Here is a 15,940-nt window from a genome sequence, read left to right on the forward strand (position 1 = left end):
CAGGGGGGTCTCCCTCAGTACTCCAGCCGCTCGGGCCGGATCTCCTGCAGGATCGTGGTGGCAATCTCTTCGATCGACTTGGTGGTGGTGGAGAGCCAGCGAATGCCCTCGCGCCGCATCATGGCCTCGGCCTCGCTCACTTCCATGCGGCAGTTGGCGAGATCGGCGTAGCGGGAGTTGGGGCGGCGCTCGTTGCGGATCTCGCTCAGACGTTCGGGCGCGATGGTCAGGCCGAAGATCTTCTTGCGGTGCGGCACCAGTGCCGGTGGCAGCTGGCGGCGCTCGAAGTCTTCCGGGATCAGCGGGTAGTTCGATGCCTTCAGGCCGTACTGCATGGCGAGGTAAAGCGAGGTCGGTGTCTTGCCGCTGCGGCTCACGCCGACCAGGATCACGTCCGAGCCCTGCAGGTCCTTGTGGCTCTGCCCGTCGTCGTGGGCGAGCGAGAAGTTGATTGCCTCGATGCGGTCGTTGTAGGACTGGCTCTTAGAGGCATCGGAAAAGCGCCCCACGCGGTGGTTGGACTTGATGCCGAGCTCGTGCTCCAGCGGCGCCACGAAGGTGCCGAACATGTCCAGCAGCACGCCCTTGCACTGGGTGCGGAACACCTCCAGCACCTCGAGATTGACCACGGTGGTGAAGACCAGCGGGCGCTTGCCCTCCAGGTCTGCCGCATGGTTGATCTGGCGCACCGCCTGGTGCGCCTTGTCCACGCTGTCCAGAAAGGGCAGCCGGACCCTGCGCATGGTGGTCTCGAACTGATTCAGGATGGCGTTGCCAAAAGTTTCGGCAGTAATGCCGGTTCCGTCCGATATGAAGAAGACCGTTCTGTTGCTCATGGAGCCGCGTCCTTACAATGCTGGATGTTGTGCCGGCGCCATTATCCCGCCGCCGGCTCGCCCGTATTCTGCTTTCGTGCCCGGTGCCAGACCCACAACAGAACAACAGGTCGTCCCGCCGATGCATGGAACACCCCGGTTTTTCAACCTTAGGAGCTTTCCCATGTCCAACCTGTTTGGAGCGGCCGATCTGGTCGTGCCTTTCGAAAAATTGAGAATGAGCGACGTCGAGTCGGTCGGCGGCAAGAACGCCAGCCTCGGCGAGATGATTTCCCAACTGCCCACCGGCGTGAAGGTGCCCACCGGCTTCGCCACCACGGCCCACGCCTTCCGCGAATTCCTCAAGCACGACGGCCTCACCGAGCGCATCAACGCCCGCCTGGATGCGCTGGACACCGAAGACGTGCGCGCCCTGGCCGAGGCCGGTGCCGAGATCCGTGCCATGGTCGAGAACCAGCCGTTCCCGGCCGACCTGGAAAAGGCCATCCGCGACGAATTCGCCAAGCTGAGCGCCGGCAACCCGCAGGCCTCGTTCGCCGTGCGTTCCTCGGCCACCGCCGAAGACCTGCCCGACGCGTCCTTCGCCGGCCAGCAGGAAACCTTCCTCAACGTGATCGGTGCCGACGAGGTGCTTCACAAGATGAAGGAGGTGTTCGCCTCGCTCTACAACGACCGCGCCATCAGCTACCGCGTGCACAAGGGCTTTGCCCACGCCGACGTGGCCCTGTCCGCCGGCGTGCAGCGCATGGTGCGCTCCGACACCGGTGCCGCGGGCGTCATGTTCACCATCGACACCGAAAGCGGCTTTGAAGACGTGGTCTTCATCACCTCCAGCTACGGCCTGGGCGAGACGGTGGTGCAGGGCGCGGTGAACCCGGACGAGTTCTACGTGCACAAGCCCATGCTCAAGGCCGGCAAGCGCGCGCTGATCCGCCGCAACCTCGGCTCCAAGCTGATCCAGATGGTGTTCAGCACGCCGGAAGAAAAAGCGGCCAGCGGCAAGCTGGTGAAGACCATCGACGTGCCGGTCGAGCAGCGCAACCGCTACAGCCTGACCGACGCCGACGTGGAGCAACTGGCGCAATACGCGCTGGTGATCGAGCAGCACTATGGCCGCGCCATGGACATCGAGTGGGGCAAGGACGGCACCGACGGCCAGATCTACATCCTGCAGGCGCGTCCTGAAACGGTGAAGAGCCAGAGCGCCGGCAAGACCGAGGTGCGCTACAAGCTCAAGGGCAAGGGCGCCGTGCTGGCCACCGGCCGCGCGATCGGCCAGAAGGTGGGCACCGGCCCGGTGCGCCTGGTGCACAACATCAGCGAGATGGACAAGGTGCAACCTGGCGACGTGCTGGTGACCGACATGACCGACCCCAACTGGGAGCCGGTGATGAAGCGCGCCAGCGCCATCGTCACCAACCGCGGCGGGCGCACCTGCCACGCGGCCATCATCGCGCGCGAACTCGGCATTCCTGCCGTGGTGGGCTGCGGCGACGCCACCGACCTGCTCAAGGACGGCACGCTGGTCACCGTGAGCTGCGCCGAAGGCGACACCGGCAACATTTACGACGGCCTGCTCGAAACCGAGATCACCGAAGTGCAGCGTGGCGACATGCCCGCGCTGGACGTGAAGATCATGATGAACGTGGGCAACCCCCAACTGGCTTTTGACTTCGCCCAGGTGCCCAACGGCGGCGTGGGCCTGGCGCGGCTGGAGTTCATCATCAACAACAACATCGGCGTGCACCCGAAGGCGATCCTGGACTACCCGAACATCGACGCCGACCTGAAGAAGGCGGTCGAGTCGGTGGCCCGTGGTCACGCTTCGCCGCGCGCGTTCTACGTCGACAAGGTCGCCGAAGGCGTGGCCACCATCGCGGCGGCCTTCTGGCCCAAGCCGGTGATCGTTCGCCTGTCGGACTTCAAGAGCAACGAGTACCGCAAGCTGGTGGGCGGCTCGCGCTACGAGCCCGAGGAAGAGAACCCCATGCTGGGCTTCCGCGGCGCGGCGCGTTACGTCAGCGAAGAGTTCCGCGAAGCCTTTGCCATGGAGTGCGAAGCGCTCAAGCGGGTGCGCGAAGACATGGGCCTGACCAACGTGCAGGTGATGGTGCCCTTCGTGCGCACGCTGGCCCAGGCCGAGCGCGTCACCGGCCTGCTGGCCGAGAAGGGTCTCCAGCGCGGCGTGAACGACCTCAAGGTCATCATGATGTGCGAGATCCCCAGCAACGCCGTGCTGGCCAAGGAGTTCCTCAAGTTCTTCGACGGCTTCTCGATCGGCTCCAACGACCTGACGCAGCTCACGCTCGGCCTCGACCGTGACTCGGGCCTGGAACTGCTGGCGCAAGACTTCGACGAGCGCGACCCTGCCGTCAAGGCGATGTTGACGATGGCCATCGGCGCCTGCAAGGCCGAGGGCAAGTACGTCGGCATCTGCGGCCAGGGTCCGAGCGACCATCCCGACTTTGCCCAGTGGCTGCGCGACGAGGGCATCAGCTCGATCTCGCTCAACCCCGACAGCGTGGTCGACACCTGGAAGCTGCTCGCACAGGCCTGAGCGCCTGAGCCGGCGGGTGCTAGCAAATACCTAGGCGCTGCATGGCGGCGCAATGCGATGATCCGCCGATGCCCGAGCCGACCACGACCGACAGCCACGAACCGCGCGCCCTGGTGCTCAAGGCGGTGCTGCTGTCGGTCATGCTGGCGGCCTCTTTCGGGGTGTGCTTCTTCGCCCGCTCGCTGAGCTTCCCGGTGTTCGGCTGGCCGCTGCACTTCTGGATGGCGGCCCAGGGCGGCGTGCTGGTGTTCATCGCCATCGTGGTGGTGTACGCCGCCGTCATGAGCCGGCTGGAGGCACAGGCCGAGCGGGCCGCACAGGCCACGCAGCAGGGGGCCGGTGCCGATGTCTGACCATCCGGGGTACGCGGCTTACAAACGCCGCCTGCACCACATCCTGGCCCTTTATGTGCTGGGCCTGATCGCCTTTCTGCTGCTGATGGCCTGGGCCGAGCACAGCGGCATGTCGCGCCGCTGGCTGGGCCCGATCTTTTTGTTCTCCACCGTGATGATGTACGGCGGCATCGGCATCTACTGCCGCACCGCCGACCCGGAGGAGTACTACGTGGCCGGGCGGCGCATCCCGCCGCTGTACAACGGCATGGCCGCCGCCGCCGACTGGATGAGCGCGGCCTCCTTCATCAGCCTGGCCGGCGGTCTCTACCTGCAGGGCTTCGGCGGCACCGAAACCCAGGCCGGCGGGCTGGCCTTCGTGCTGGGCTGGACCGGTGGCTTCTGCTTGGTGGCGCTGTTCATCGCGCCGCACCTGCGCAAGCTCAACCTCTACACCGTGCCGGACTATTTCCGCGTGCGTTTCGGCGGCCGCTGGCCGCGCCGCATTGCCGCTTTCTCGGCGGTGCTGTGTTCCTTCACCTATGTGGTGGCGCAGATCTACGGCATCGGCCTGGTGGCCTCGCGGCTGACCGGCGTGCAGTTCGAGATCGGCATCATGCTCGGCCTCGGCGGCGTGGTGCTGTGTTCCTTCCTCGGTGGCATGCGCGCCATCACCTGGACCCAGGTGGCGCAGTACATCATCCTGCTGCTGGCCTTCCTGATCCCGGTGTCCTGGCTGGCCTACAAGCAGCTCGGCAACCCGATGGCGCCGCTGGTGTACGGGGCGCAGATACAGAAGATTGCCGCGCTCGAGCGCGAGCTGCAGGCCTCGCCGGCCGAGCAGGAGGTGCAGGCGGCTTTTGCGCGCCGTGCGCAGGAGTACGGCCGCTGGCTGGAGGACGTGGAGGGCACGCTCAAGCGCGAGCGCGCGGCCAAGCAGGAGCGCGTGCGCACGCTCAAGGCGCAGAACGCCGACATCGAACTGGTGGTGGCCGCCACGCGCGAGCTGGCCGCCTTGCCTGCAGATGTGTCGAGCGCACGCGAGCGCTGGACCCGCGCCATGCAGGACAGCGAGGAACGTTCCAAGCCGCTCGGCGGCCTGCCACCACACAGCCAGGCCTTTGCCGGCGACCCCGAGGGCACGCCGGCCGAGCAGAAGGCCTACCAGACCTCGCGCAACAACTTCCTGGCGCTGATGTTCTGCCTCATGGTGGGCACGGCCGGCCTGCCGCACCTGCTGACGCGTTACTACACCACGCCTTCAGTGGCGGGAGCGCGCTCGTCCGTGGCCTGGTCGCTGTTCTTCATCGCACTGCTCTACGTGAGCGCACCGGCGCTGGCGGTGCTGGTGAAGTACGAGGTGATGCAGAACGTGGTGGGCAGCCGCTTCGACGCCTTGCCGGCCTGGATCGCGCAGTGGTCGCGGCTCGACGGTTCGCTGATCTCGGTGAGCGACATCAACGGCGACGGCATCCTGCAGTTCGGTGAGCTGCGGCTGGGCGCGGACGTCATCATGCTGGCCACCCCCGAACTCGGCGGCATGCCCTACGTGGTGTCCGGTCTGGTGGCCGCCGGGGGGCTGGCGGCGGCGCTGTCAACCGCCGACGGCCTGCTGCTGACCATCAGCAACTCGCTGGTGCGCGACACCTACTGCCACGAGGTCACGCGCATCGTCACGCCCGAGCAGCGGGTGATCCTGTCCAAGTTCGCGCTGCTGAGCGTGGCCATGCTGGCCGCTTTCGTGGCGGCGATCCGGCCGGCCGAGATACTGCCGCTGGTGGCGTCGTCGTTCTCGCTCGCCGCCGCGGCGCTGGTGCCGGCCATGATCATGGGCATCTTCTGGAGCCGCACCACCGGCGCGGCCGCGGTGGCCGGCATGTCGACCGGCCTGGTTGTGACGGTGGCCTACATGCTGATCAACGCACCCACGGTGCGTGGCTTTTTCGGCTGGACCGGCTCGGGCCTGTGGTTCGACATCCAGCCCCTGTCGGCAGGCGTGTTCGGCGTGCCGGTGGGCTTTGCGGTGATCGCCGTTTTGAGCGTTTTGCAGCGCCGCAGGTCGCCTGGCGTTTAGGGGTTTTCCCGATTCCTGGGGGTAGCGGGGCCCGCAGAACGCGCGATGTCAGTTTCTTGTCAGACGCTCCTAAAACACTGCGACGGCATCTTGTGCCAGGCATCTAACTTAGGAGACTTCAACATCATGGCAACTGCAACGGCTGCATCCAATGCACCGATGACCAAGGAAGAGAGAAAGGTGATCTTCGCCTCGTCTCTCGGCACGGTTTTCGAGTGGTACGACTTCTACCTGTACGGCTCGCTGGCGGCGATCATCGCGCGCCAGTTCTTCTCCGGCCTGGATCCAACATCCGCCTACATCTTCGCGCTGCTGGCCTTCGCCGCCGGCTTCCTGGTGCGTCCGTTCGGTGCGATCTTCTTCGGCCGTCTGGGCGACATGATCGGTCGCAAGTACACCTTCCTCGTGACCATCCTGCTCATGGGCGCGTCCACCTTCATCGTGGGCCTGCTCCCGAGTTACGCGTCGATCGGCCTGGCCGCTCCCATCATCCTGATCATCCTGCGCATGCTGCAAGGCCTGGCGCTGGGCGGTGAGTACGGTGGTGCTGCGACCTACGTGGCCGAGCACGCGCCACACGGCAAACGCGGCGCCTACACGGCCTGGATTCAGACCACGGCAACGCTGGGCCTGTTCCTGTCGCTGCTGGTGATCCTGGGCGTGCGCACTGCGCTGGGCGACAAGGAGTTCGGCGAGTGGGGCTGGCGCATTCCGTTCCTGGTGTCCATCCTGCTGCTGGGCATCTCGGTCTGGATCCGCCTGAGCCTGAACGAGTCTCCCGCGTTCCAAAAGATGAAGGCCGAAGGCAAGACCTCCAAGTCGCCGCTGAAGGAATCGTTTGGCCAGTGGAAGAACCTGAAGGTCGTGATCCTGGCGCTGCTCGGCCTGACCGCCGGCCAGGCCGTGGTCTGGTACACCGGGCAGTTCTACGCGCTGTTCTTCCTCACGACGATCGCCAAGGTCGACGCCACCACCGCCAACCTGTTCATCGCCGCCGCGCTGCTGATCGGTACGCCGTTCTTCATCGTCTTCGGTGTGCTGTCGGACAAGATCGGTCGCAAGCCCATCATCATGGGTGGCTGCCTGATCGCGGCGCTGACGTACTTCACGGTGTTCCCGATGCTGCTCAAGTACGCCAACCCGACGCTGGTGGCCGCTCAGGAAGCTTCGCACGTGACGGTGACCGCGGATCTGAAGGAATGCTCGTTCCAGGGCAGCCCGATCGCCCGCGACATCGATTTCCGCACCTCGTGCGATATCGCCAAGCGCGCGTTGACGCAGTCGTACATCCCGTACACCAGCGTTCAAGGCCCGGCCGGCGTGCCTGCCACGATCACGCTCGGCGACAAGGTGCTGAACGCTCCCGTCGGTGTGCTGAACGAAAAGCGCGACGCCTTCTCGGCCGAGAGCGTCAAGGCCATCGGTGACTTCCGCAAGGAGCTGACCGAAACGGCGAAAGCCGCCAACCTGACCATCGCCGCGGACACGACCAAGATGAACAAGCCGATGGTGCTGGCGATTCTGGTCTTCCTGGTGATTCTGGTGACCATGGTGTACGGCCCCATCGCCGCCATGCTGGTCGAGATGTTCCCCACCCGCATCCGCTACACCTCGATGAGCCTGCCGTATCACATCGGCAACGGCTGGTTCGGCGGCCTGCTGCCCACCACGGCTTTTGCCATGGTGGCGGCCACGGGTGATATCTTCTACGGCCTCTGGTATCCGGTGATCGTGGCCGCGGGGACCTTCGTCATCGGCATGATCTTCATCCGAGAAACCAAGGACATCGACATCTACGCCAACGACTGATGCGGCGTTCGTCGCCCCCGGCTTGCAAGCGGGGGCGATTTTTCCCAAACTGCCCGCCGTGTGCGGGCTTTTTTCATGGGAAATCGCAAGCGGTATGGATAAACCCCAATTCAAATACCCCCTTTGCCATGTCAAGCTTGCCCGGCTCGGCATCGAGCACTTCTGCGCCGTGGGCGCTCCAACACCAGGCAGCACGCCAGTGAAAAAACCATGAGCATTGTCAAAACGGAGGCCGGGCTGAGGGTGATGAAAGACCGCTCGGTGCCGCTGACACCCCGGCAAAGATCGGTTTTCATCCTGATCGACGGACGACGCAGCATGGAAGAAGTGCTGGCTGCGTCGGTTGCCATGGGTGTGTCCCAGCAAGATGTGGAGCAGTTGTTCGAGCTGGGCCTCATCATCGACGAAACGCCAAGCCTGAGCGCAGCAGAGCAGACCGCCCGCCAGGCGAGCGCAGTTGCCGACCTGGCATCCCGGGGGCGCACCGACGCGCAGCGTTACCAGGACGCCTATCCGATCGCCGCCCGCCTGACCTCCGAATTGGGCCTGCGCGGCTTTCGCCTCAATCTGGCGGTGGAGGGCGCGGGCAACTACGAGCAACTGCAGGCCGTGGCGTCACGCATCCGCGATGCCGTCGGGCCGGAAAAGTATGCGCCACTGGACGAGGCGCTGAACCACCGCTGAGCCTGCTGCTGCCGGCTTCTCAGGGCAGGGAAGTTCCGCAGGCTATAATGGAGAGCTTTTTCGCCTTGCCACACCGCTTCCAGACGCGGCGGGTGGCTGTATCCCGTCGTGGTTTGCGCCACGCCTCATCCTCAAGGAGTGTCTATGCGTCACTATGAAATCGTCTTGCTGATCCACCCGGATCAAAGCGAACAGGTTCCGGCCATGCTGGAACGCTACAAGGGCATGATCACCGCCGGCGGCGGCAAGATCCACCGCGTGGAAGACTGGGGCCGTCGCCAGATGGCTTACCAGATCAACAAGCTGTCCAAGGCCCACTACCTGTGCGTCAACATCGAGGCCGATCAGGCTGTGATGGCCGAACTGGAACACGCGTTCAAGTTCAACGATGCCGTGCTGCGCCACCTCACCGTACTGCGCAAGAAGGCCGACACCGGTCCTTCGGCCATGATGAAGTCGGTCGAGCGCGAAGAAGCCCGCAAGCTTCAACAGCCGTCCGCTCAGCAGCACCAAGCGCAGGAACAGGCCGCCGCGTAAGCCCGCGGCGTGACGTCGTCATCGGGTGAATCATCTTCAGTTGTCGGCCGTGGTGGTGCAGGTGCAGAGCCTGCGGTACACACCGGCAGGCATACCGGCCGTCAATCTCGTGCTCGAACACGAGTCCCAGGTCGTTGAAATGGACACCCCGAGGCAGGTGAAGTTGCAACTGAGGGCTGTGGCCTTCGGTGCCCAGGCCGAGATCCTTTCCCGACAGGGGCTCGATGCGGTCTGTGAATTTCACGGTTTCATGACGAACCAGCGCAACGGCAAAGGCGTGGTGTTCCACATCCAAGATTTCAGCAAAACATAGGAAGGCCCATCATGGCTGCACCCAAACGTTTCAACAAAGACAAGCGCCCCAAGCGCAATACCCAGTCGCTGCTCTTCAAGCGCAAGCGCTTCTGCCGCTTCACCGTGGCCAACGTCGAAGAAGTCGACTACAAGGACATCGATGTCCTGCGTGACTTCATCGCCGAGAACGGCAAGATCATCCCGGCGCGCCTGACCGGTACCCGCGCCTTCTACCAGCGCCAGGTCAACACCGCCATCAAGCGCGCGCGTTTCCTGGGCATGCTGCCCTACAGCGACCAGCATCGCGTCTGAAAGAGAGCCTGACATGCAAATCATTCTGCTCGACAAAGTCATCAACCTCGGCGCCCTGGGCGATGTGGTCAAGGTCAAAGAGGGCTATGCCCGCAACTTCCTGATCCCCACCGGCCGTGCCCGCCGTGCCACCCAAAGCGCCATCGCCGAATTCGAAGCACGCCGTGCCGAACTCGAAAAAGTGGCCGCTGCCAAACACGCCGAAGCCCAGGCCCTGGGTGAAAAGATCGCTGCCGTGACGCTCAAGCTGTCGCAAAAAGCCGGCGTGGACGGCCGCCTGTTTGGCTCCGTGACCAACGGCGACGTGGCGGAAGAACTCGTGAAGCAAGGCTTCGCGGTGTCCAAGTCGCAAGTGCGCCTGCCGAACGGTCCGCTCAAGAACGTGGGCGATTACACGGTCAGCGTGAACCTGCACACCGACGTGACGGTGGACGTCAACGTGTCGGTGCTCGGCGAAAGCGCCTGAGTCCTGCTCGACCGCCGTCTCGAAAAGCCGCTGCCTTCGGGCAGCGGCTTTTTTTTCTGGTGCGGCATTCAACTTGTCCCGTCTTCTGCACCTGATTCACACCGGTTTTCCACAGGGTTGTCCACTCCCGACGGGAACCTGGGGGCGTAACATCGCCCTTTAGCTCCGAGACCCCCATGCCTACAGCCTTTTCGAGTCCCTTTCCCGATTTTGACGCTGGCTTCGAAGAAGCCATGGGTGATCGTCAGGTTGCCCAGCTGCGCGTTCCCCCGCATTCGATCGAAGCCGAGTCCAGCGTGCTGGGTGGGCTCTTGCTCGACAACGGCGCCTGGGACCGTGTGGCCGACCTGATCAACGACTCGGACTTCTACCGCCACGAACACCGGCTGGCGTACTCGGCGATCGCAACGCTGGTCAACGGCAGCAAGCCCGCGGACGTGGTGACCGTGTTCGAGCACCTGCAAAACCTGGGCAAGGCCGAGGAAGCGGGCGGCTTGGCGTACCTCAACTCGCTGGCGCAGTACGTGCCCAGTGCGGCGAACATCCGCCGCTACGCCGAGATCGTGCGCGAGCGCGCGATCCTGCGCAAACTCGTCGCGGCGAGCGACGAGATCGCAACCGCCGCGTTCAATCCGCAAGGGCGTCCCGTCGCCAAGATCCTGGACGAGGCCGAGCAGAAGGTCTTCAAGATCGGCGAAGAAGGTTCGCGGATGAAGGAGGGCTTCCAGAGCATGGACACGCTCGTGGTCGACCTGCTGGACCGCGTGCAGGAGATGGCCGACAACCCCGCCGACGTGACGGGGGTTCCCACGGGCTTCATCGACCTGGATCGCATGACCTCCGGCCTGCAGGCGGGCGACCTGGTGGTGCTGGCAGCGCGTCCGTCCATGGGTAAAACCGCGTTCGCGATCAACATCGCCGAACACGTGGCGCTGAACGAGGGCCTGCCTGTGGCCGTGTTCTCCATGGAAATGGGAGCCTCGCAGCTGGCGGTGCGTATCGTGGGTTCGATCGGGCGCATCAACCAGGGGCACTTGCGCACCGGCAAGCTCACCGATGACGAATGGCCACGGTTGACGGAGGCGATTGAAAAGCTGCGGACGGTCTCGCTGCACATCGACGAAACGCCCGGCCTCACGCCGAGCGAATTGCGCGCCAACGCCCGCCGGCTGGCGCGGCAGTGCGGCAAGCTCGGCCTCATCGTGGTCGACTACTTGCAGCTGATGAGCGGCTCCAGTGCTGCGGGCGGTGACAACCGCGCGACGGAGCTGGGCGAGATCTCGCGGGGTCTGAAAATGCTGGCCAAGGAGCTGCAGTGCCCTGTGATTGCGCTTTCCCAGCTCAACCGCTCGGTCGAACAGCGCACGGACAAGCGCCCCATGATGTCGGACTTGCGCGAATCCGGCGCCATCGAGCAGGATGCGGACATCATCATGTTCATCTACCGCGATGAGTACTACAACCGTGAGACCTGCAAGGAACCCGGTGTGGCCGAGATCATCATCGGCAAGCAGCGTAACGGCCCGACGGGCATGGTGAAGCTGGCCTTCCTGAACATGCTGACGCGCTTCGAAAGCCTGGCCGGTGGCGGCATGGGCGGTGGCAGCGATTACTGAAGTGCGCCACCCATGAAAAAACCCGGCCATGGCCGGGTTTTTTCATGGTGCAGTCTGCCGCAGCGTCAGAGCACTTCGCTGGCGAAGTCCGCCAGACGCGAGCGTTCGCCGCGCGCCAGCGTGATGTGCCCGCCGTGCGGCCAGCCCTTGAAGCGGTCCACGGCGTACGTCAGGCCGGACGAGCCTTCGGTGAGGTAAGGCGTGTCGATCTGGGCCAGGTTGCCCATGCAGATGATCTTGGTGCCCGGGCCTGCGCGCGTGATCAGCGTCTTCATCTGCTTGGGCGTCAGGTTCTGCGCCTCGTCGATGATCACGTACTTGTTCATGAAGGTGCGCCCACGCATGAAGTTCATGCTCTTGACTTTGATGCGGCTGCGGATCAGTTCGTTGGTGGCGGCACGCCCCCACTCGCCGGCATTGCCGCCGTCGCCCTTGGCCAGGAACTCCAGGTTGTCGTCGAGCGCGCCCATCCAGGGGCCCATCTTTTCTTCTTCGGTGCCGGGCAGGAAGCCGATGTCCTCACCCACGCTCACCGTAGCGCGGGTCATGATGATCTCGGTGTAGCGACGGTCGTCGAGCACCTGCGTGAGGCCGCTGGCCAGCGCCATCAGCGTCTTGCCGGTGCCGGCGGTGCCGGCCAGCGTGACGAAGTCGATTTCCGGGTCCATCAGCAGGTTGAGCGCGAAGTTCTGTTCGCGGTTTCGGCTGGTCACGCCCCACACGGCATTCTTCAGGTGCGTGTAGTCCTTCAGCGTCTTGAGTACCGCGGTCTTGTCGCGGATCTCGGTCACGCGGGCGTACAGCGAGGGCTCGCCCGGGGCTTCGAAGTAGACGAACTGGTTGATGTAGAACTGCCCCACCGACGGGCCGCTGACGCGGTAGAAGGTGTGGCTGCCGTTCTGCCAGCTCTCGATGGTCTTGCTCTGGCGGGTCCAGAAATCCTGCGGCAGCGCCAGCGCGCCGGCGTAGAGCAACTCACCGTCGTCCAGCGTCTTGTCGTTCTGGTAGTCCTCGGCGGCCAGACCCAGCGCGCGGGCCTTCACCCGCATGTTGATGTCCTTGGACACCAGGATCACTTCGCGCTGCGGGTAACGTTCGCGCAGGGCGTGCACCACGCTCAGGATCTGGTTGTCGGCCTTGCCTTGCGGCAGGCTGGCGGGCAGGGCGTTGTCCAGCGGTTCGGTCTGGAAGAACAGCAGGCCGCGCGCCGACTGGTGACCGGTGGCCGCGAGCTTGAGGCCCTTGGTCATGTCGCCACCTTGCTGGGCCACCAGGGCGTCCAGCGTGCGGCTGGTCTGGCGGCCGTTGCGCGCCACCTCGGTCATGCCCTTCTTGTGGCCGTCGAGTTCCTCCAGCACGATCATCGGCAGGAAGATGTCGTGTTCCTCGAAGCGGAACAGGCTCATCGGGTCGTGCAGCAGCACATTGGTGTCGAGCACGAACAGGCGCGCTGGCCCCGTGCTGCCCGATTTGCCCGCCTTGCGGCGGTTGCTGGCCACTGGCGACACCCGCGTGGCGGCCGTGTCCACCGGGGTCTCGGCGCGCGCGGCGCGGGCTTGCGGTGCCGGGGCGGCAGGTGCGCGCACCGGTTCCGCGGGCGTCACGGCTGGGCGTTCATCGGCGCGGGCGCTGGTCTCCGCCGGCCGTTTGCGGCCGCGGGTGGTGGACTTGGCGCTGGCGGGTGCCGGTGTGCGGGCCACGGGGGAGGCAGCTGCCGCAGCGGGTTCGGGTGCCGGGTGCAGGTCCAGCGATTCTTCGGCGGCCCGCAGGGAGTAAGCGTCGGGGGCCAGCAGGGCGGCGCGTTTGGAGGGGGCGGGGGGCAGTGGCATGGATGGCTTGAGGTTTCAGCGTGGCGCTGGAAAACAAAAAGCCGCCGGGAAGACCGGGCGGCTTTGTGGGCTGCGAAGAGTGGCGGAAGAGGGTGGGGCCGAAAAGCTTCCCGTTGTCATGAAATTCATTATGCACGAGTCGTGTGACCCGGCCATGCACCCGTCAGCGCAGGTGCAACACCCTCATACAAATCAGGCGGCCTTCTTCAGGGCCTTGACGGCCTTGAGCACGTCTTCAACGTGGCCCGGCACTTTCAGACCACGCCATTCCTGCTTGAGCACGCCATCGGGGCCGATCAGGAAGGTGCTGCGTTCGATGCCCTTGACCTTCTTGCCGTACATGATCTTGTTCTTGACCACGCCGAACATGTGGCACATCTTTTCTTCCGTGTCGGCGATCAGCTCGAACGGCAGTTCCAGCTTGGTCTTGAAGTCGTCGTGCGACTTCATGTTGTCACGCGAGACACCGAACACTTGCGCGCCGGCCTTGACGAAATCCTTGTACTTGTCGCGGAACTGCATGGCCTCCGTGGTGCAGCCAGGGGTGTTGTCCTTGGGGTAGAAGTACAGAACGATGGTCTGGCCGAGGTGCGTCTGGTTGCTGACCTTCACGCCGCCGGTGGCCAGCGATTCGAATTCGGGAATGGGTTTATTGACAACGACTGCCATACTGCGTGGACCCCTGACGTAAGTTGGTGGTAATGCGTTGGCTTCCCGACTGCGTCCGCGACATGCCTGGCATCCAGGATGCAGGGCGGCGCGGCAGGAAACAATCTGCCATTTTACCCTGAATGGAACACTACGTCACGGATCAGGCCGTCTTCGCGGCGGCAGGGCCGCGGAAGTCTCAGGCTTCGATCAGCAGGGCGGCGACCACCCGACGGCCTTCCCCGGCCAGAATGTTGTAGGTGCGGCAGGCGGCGGCGGTGTCCATGGTTTCCACGCCAATGCGGCGCGCCATCAGGCTTTGCAGCAAGGCGGGCCGCACGAAACGCAAGCGCGCTCCGCTGCCGAACACCACCAGTTCGGGTGGGTCTTCCATCACGTTGACCAGTCCTTCGAAGTGCGCCGCGCTGAGGTCTTCGAAGCGCTGGCACTCCCATGGCAGCAGCTGACCGCCCGAGGCCAGCACCAGGCTGCCGGCATGCCGTTGCCCGTTGACCGCAATCCAGCCCTCGCCATAGGCGGTGATGGACTGCGTGTCCGGGGTGTCGGAATGGAGTTTCATGGGGCGGTGGGTGGGCGGGTGTGCCGGGGAACTGTGGTCAAATTGCAGGTTTTCCCTGCTGGTGAGACCGAATATAACGCCCGGTGCGCCCCGGTGGGGCCGTGTCGGCCATGACCCCAAACCCCTTTGGAGGGACTTTGAAAAGCATCCAGAAATCCGCCAAGCTGGCCAATGTGCTGTATGACGTTCGCGGCCCGATCGTGGACGCGGCCAAACAGATGGAAGACGAAGGTCAGAAGATCATTCGCCTGAACATCGGCAACCTCGCGCCGTTCGGCTTCGACGCGCCCGAGGAGATCCAGCAGGACATGATCCGGAATCTGCCGAACTCGGCTGGTTACTCGGACAGCAAGGGCATTTTCGGGGCGCGCAAGGCGGTCATGCACTACACCCAGGAGCAGGGTGTGGTCGGCGTGACGCTGGAAGACATCTACTTGGGCAACGGGGCCAGCGAACTGATCGTGATGGCGGCCAACGCCTTGCTGGACAACGGCGACGAGCTGCTGGTGCCGTCGCCCGACTACCCGCTGTGGACCGCCGCGACGAGCCTCTCTGGCGGCACGCCGGTGCACTACCGCTGCGACGAGAACAACGGCTGGCAGCCCGATCTGGCAGACATGCGTGCGCGCATCACGCCACGCACCAAGGGCATCGTTGTCATCAACCCGAACAACCCGACCGGCGTGTTGTACAGCGACGAACTGCTCAAGGGCATCGTGGACCTGGCGCGCGAATTCGGCCTGGTGCTGCTTGCTGACGAGGTGTACGACAAGGTGCTGTACGAGGGGGTGAAGCACACCGCCATCGCCAGTCTGTCGACCGACGTGCTCACGCTCACCTTCAACTCGCTGTCCAAGGCCTACCGCTCCTGCGGTTACCGAGCGGGCTGGATGATCCTTTCGGGGCCGAAACACATTGCGAAGGACTTCATCGAAGGCCTGAACATGCTGGCCAACCTGAAGCTGGGTTCCAACGTGCCGGGGCAGTGGGCCATCCAGACCGCCCTGGGCGGTTACCAGAGCATCAACGATCTGGTGAAGGAAGGTGGGCGCTTGCGCCGCCAGCGTGATCTGGCCTATGAGCTGATCACCGCCATTCCCGGCGTCACCTGTGTCAAGCCGCAGGCCGCGCTGTACATGTTCCCGCGCCTCGACCCCGAGATGTACCCGATTGCCGACGACCGCCAGTTCTTCATGGAAGTGCTGCGCGAGACGCGCGTGATGCTGGTGCAGGGCACGGGGTTCAACTACCCCGACCACCAGCATTTCCGCATCGTTTTCCTGCCGCACGAAGACGACCTGCGCGAAGCCATCGAGCGCATCGCGCGTTTCCTCGAAAGCCGCCGAAAGCGACCCGTCTCCTGATT

At 64.5% G+C, this 15,940-nt stretch carries 15 protein-coding genes; 11 read left to right on the forward strand and 4 right to left on the reverse strand.

The genetic code is table 11. The features are described 5' to 3' along the window. Nucleotides 1-14 precede the first annotated feature (14 nt). A complete protein-coding gene (ppsR, locus tag HPA01S_RS11535) occupies nucleotides 15-836 on the reverse strand; it encodes a posphoenolpyruvate synthetase regulatory kinase/phosphorylase PpsR (protein WP_066270059.1) in 822 nt (273 codons plus the stop codon). 163 nt (nucleotides 837-999) lie between these two features. Here ppsR and ppsA point away from each other — a divergent pair, with 163 nt between their 5' ends. The 10 genes from ppsA to dnaB all read left to right on the forward strand — a co-directional run bounded on the left by ppsA (nucleotide 1,000) and on the right by dnaB (nucleotide 11,517). Continuing rightward, entirely contained in the window at nucleotides 1,000-3,393 is a 2,394-nt protein-coding gene (gene ppsA / locus HPA01S_RS11540; RefSeq protein ID WP_066270061.1) for a phosphoenolpyruvate synthase, read from the forward strand. Nucleotides 3,394-3,461: 68 nt separating this feature from the next. Then, complete coding sequence (locus tag HPA01S_RS11545; RefSeq protein WP_245638629.1) at nucleotides 3,462-3,746, forward strand: DUF4212 domain-containing protein; 285 nt, start codon at nucleotides 3,462-3,464, stop codon at nucleotides 3,744-3,746. Next, the gene (locus HPA01S_RS11550) at nucleotides 3,739-5,799 is read left to right on the forward strand and encodes a VC_2705 family sodium/solute symporter (protein ID WP_066270065.1); all 2,061 of its coding nucleotides are present in this window, start codon (nucleotides 3,739-3,741) and stop codon (nucleotides 5,797-5,799) included. The genes HPA01S_RS11545 and HPA01S_RS11550 overlap by 8 nt, the downstream gene beginning before the upstream one ends. 126 nt (nucleotides 5,800-5,925) lie before the next feature. After that, nucleotides 5,926-7,608 carry an MFS transporter gene (locus tag HPA01S_RS11555; RefSeq protein ID WP_066270067.1) on the forward strand — a complete coding sequence of 561 codons (1,683 nt, stop codon included), beginning with the start codon at nucleotides 5,926-5,928 and terminating at the stop codon, nucleotides 7,606-7,608. Between the two features lie 210 nt (nucleotides 7,609-7,818). After that, nucleotides 7,819-8,292: a hypothetical protein gene (locus HPA01S_RS11560; protein WP_066270069.1), complete on the forward strand. Its 474-nt coding sequence runs from the start codon at nucleotides 7,819-7,821 to the stop codon at nucleotides 8,290-8,292. Nucleotides 8,293-8,436: 144 nt separating this feature from the next. Further along, complete coding sequence (gene rpsF / locus HPA01S_RS11565) at nucleotides 8,437-8,829, forward strand: 30S ribosomal protein S6 (protein WP_066270071.1); 393 nt, start codon at nucleotides 8,437-8,439, stop codon at nucleotides 8,827-8,829. Nucleotides 8,830-8,869: 40 nt separating this feature from the next. Continuing rightward, on the forward strand, nucleotides 8,870-9,142 hold the full coding sequence (gene priB / locus HPA01S_RS11570; protein WP_245638630.1) for a primosomal replication protein N: 273 nt from the start codon (nucleotides 8,870-8,872) through the stop codon (nucleotides 9,140-9,142). An 11-nt stretch (nucleotides 9,143-9,153) separates the two neighbouring features. After that, nucleotides 9,154-9,435: a 30S ribosomal protein S18 gene (gene rpsR / locus HPA01S_RS11575; RefSeq protein ID WP_066270073.1), complete on the forward strand. Its 282-nt coding sequence runs from the start codon at nucleotides 9,154-9,156 to the stop codon at nucleotides 9,433-9,435. Nucleotides 9,436-9,448: 13 nt separating this feature from the next. Next, nucleotides 9,449-9,901 carry a 50S ribosomal protein L9 gene (rplI, locus tag HPA01S_RS11580; RefSeq protein ID WP_066270074.1) on the forward strand — a complete coding sequence of 151 codons (453 nt, stop codon included), beginning with the start codon at nucleotides 9,449-9,451 and terminating at the stop codon, nucleotides 9,899-9,901. 233 nt (nucleotides 9,902-10,134) lie between these two features. Then, complete coding sequence (gene dnaB, locus HPA01S_RS11585; RefSeq protein WP_066270076.1) at nucleotides 10,135-11,517, forward strand: replicative DNA helicase; 1,383 nt, start codon at nucleotides 10,135-10,137, stop codon at nucleotides 11,515-11,517. Between the two features lie 65 nt (nucleotides 11,518-11,582). On the opposite strand, the gene HPA01S_RS11590 is transcribed toward dnaB, so the two are convergent. From HPA01S_RS11590 to HPA01S_RS11600, 3 genes are all read right to left on the reverse strand, one after another. Then, complete coding sequence (locus tag HPA01S_RS11590) at nucleotides 11,583-13,346, reverse strand: PhoH family protein (RefSeq protein WP_066270077.1); 1,764 nt, start codon at nucleotides 13,344-13,346, stop codon at nucleotides 11,583-11,585. A 192-nt stretch (nucleotides 13,347-13,538) separates the two neighbouring features. Further along, nucleotides 13,539-14,015, reverse strand: coding sequence for a peroxiredoxin (locus tag HPA01S_RS11595; protein WP_066270079.1), 477 nt, complete (start codon nucleotides 14,013-14,015; stop codon nucleotides 13,539-13,541). Nucleotides 14,016-14,193: 178 nt separating this feature from the next. Beyond that, nucleotides 14,194-14,574 carry an Mth938-like domain-containing protein gene (locus HPA01S_RS11600; protein ID WP_066270081.1) on the reverse strand — a complete coding sequence of 127 codons (381 nt, stop codon included), beginning with the start codon at nucleotides 14,572-14,574 and terminating at the stop codon, nucleotides 14,194-14,196. 137 nt (nucleotides 14,575-14,711) lie between these two features. Between HPA01S_RS11600 and HPA01S_RS11605 the strand changes: the two genes are divergently transcribed. Then, nucleotides 14,712-15,938 (forward strand): pyridoxal phosphate-dependent aminotransferase, encoded by a 1,227-nt coding sequence (locus tag HPA01S_RS11605; protein WP_066270083.1) that lies wholly within the window; start codon nucleotides 14,712-14,714, stop codon nucleotides 15,936-15,938. Nucleotides 15,939-15,940: the final 2 nt, after the last annotated feature.

The organism is Hydrogenophaga palleronii NBRC 102513, assembly GCF_001571225.1.
Classification (GTDB): Bacteria; Pseudomonadota; Gammaproteobacteria; order Burkholderiales; family Burkholderiaceae_C; genus Hydrogenophaga; species Hydrogenophaga palleronii.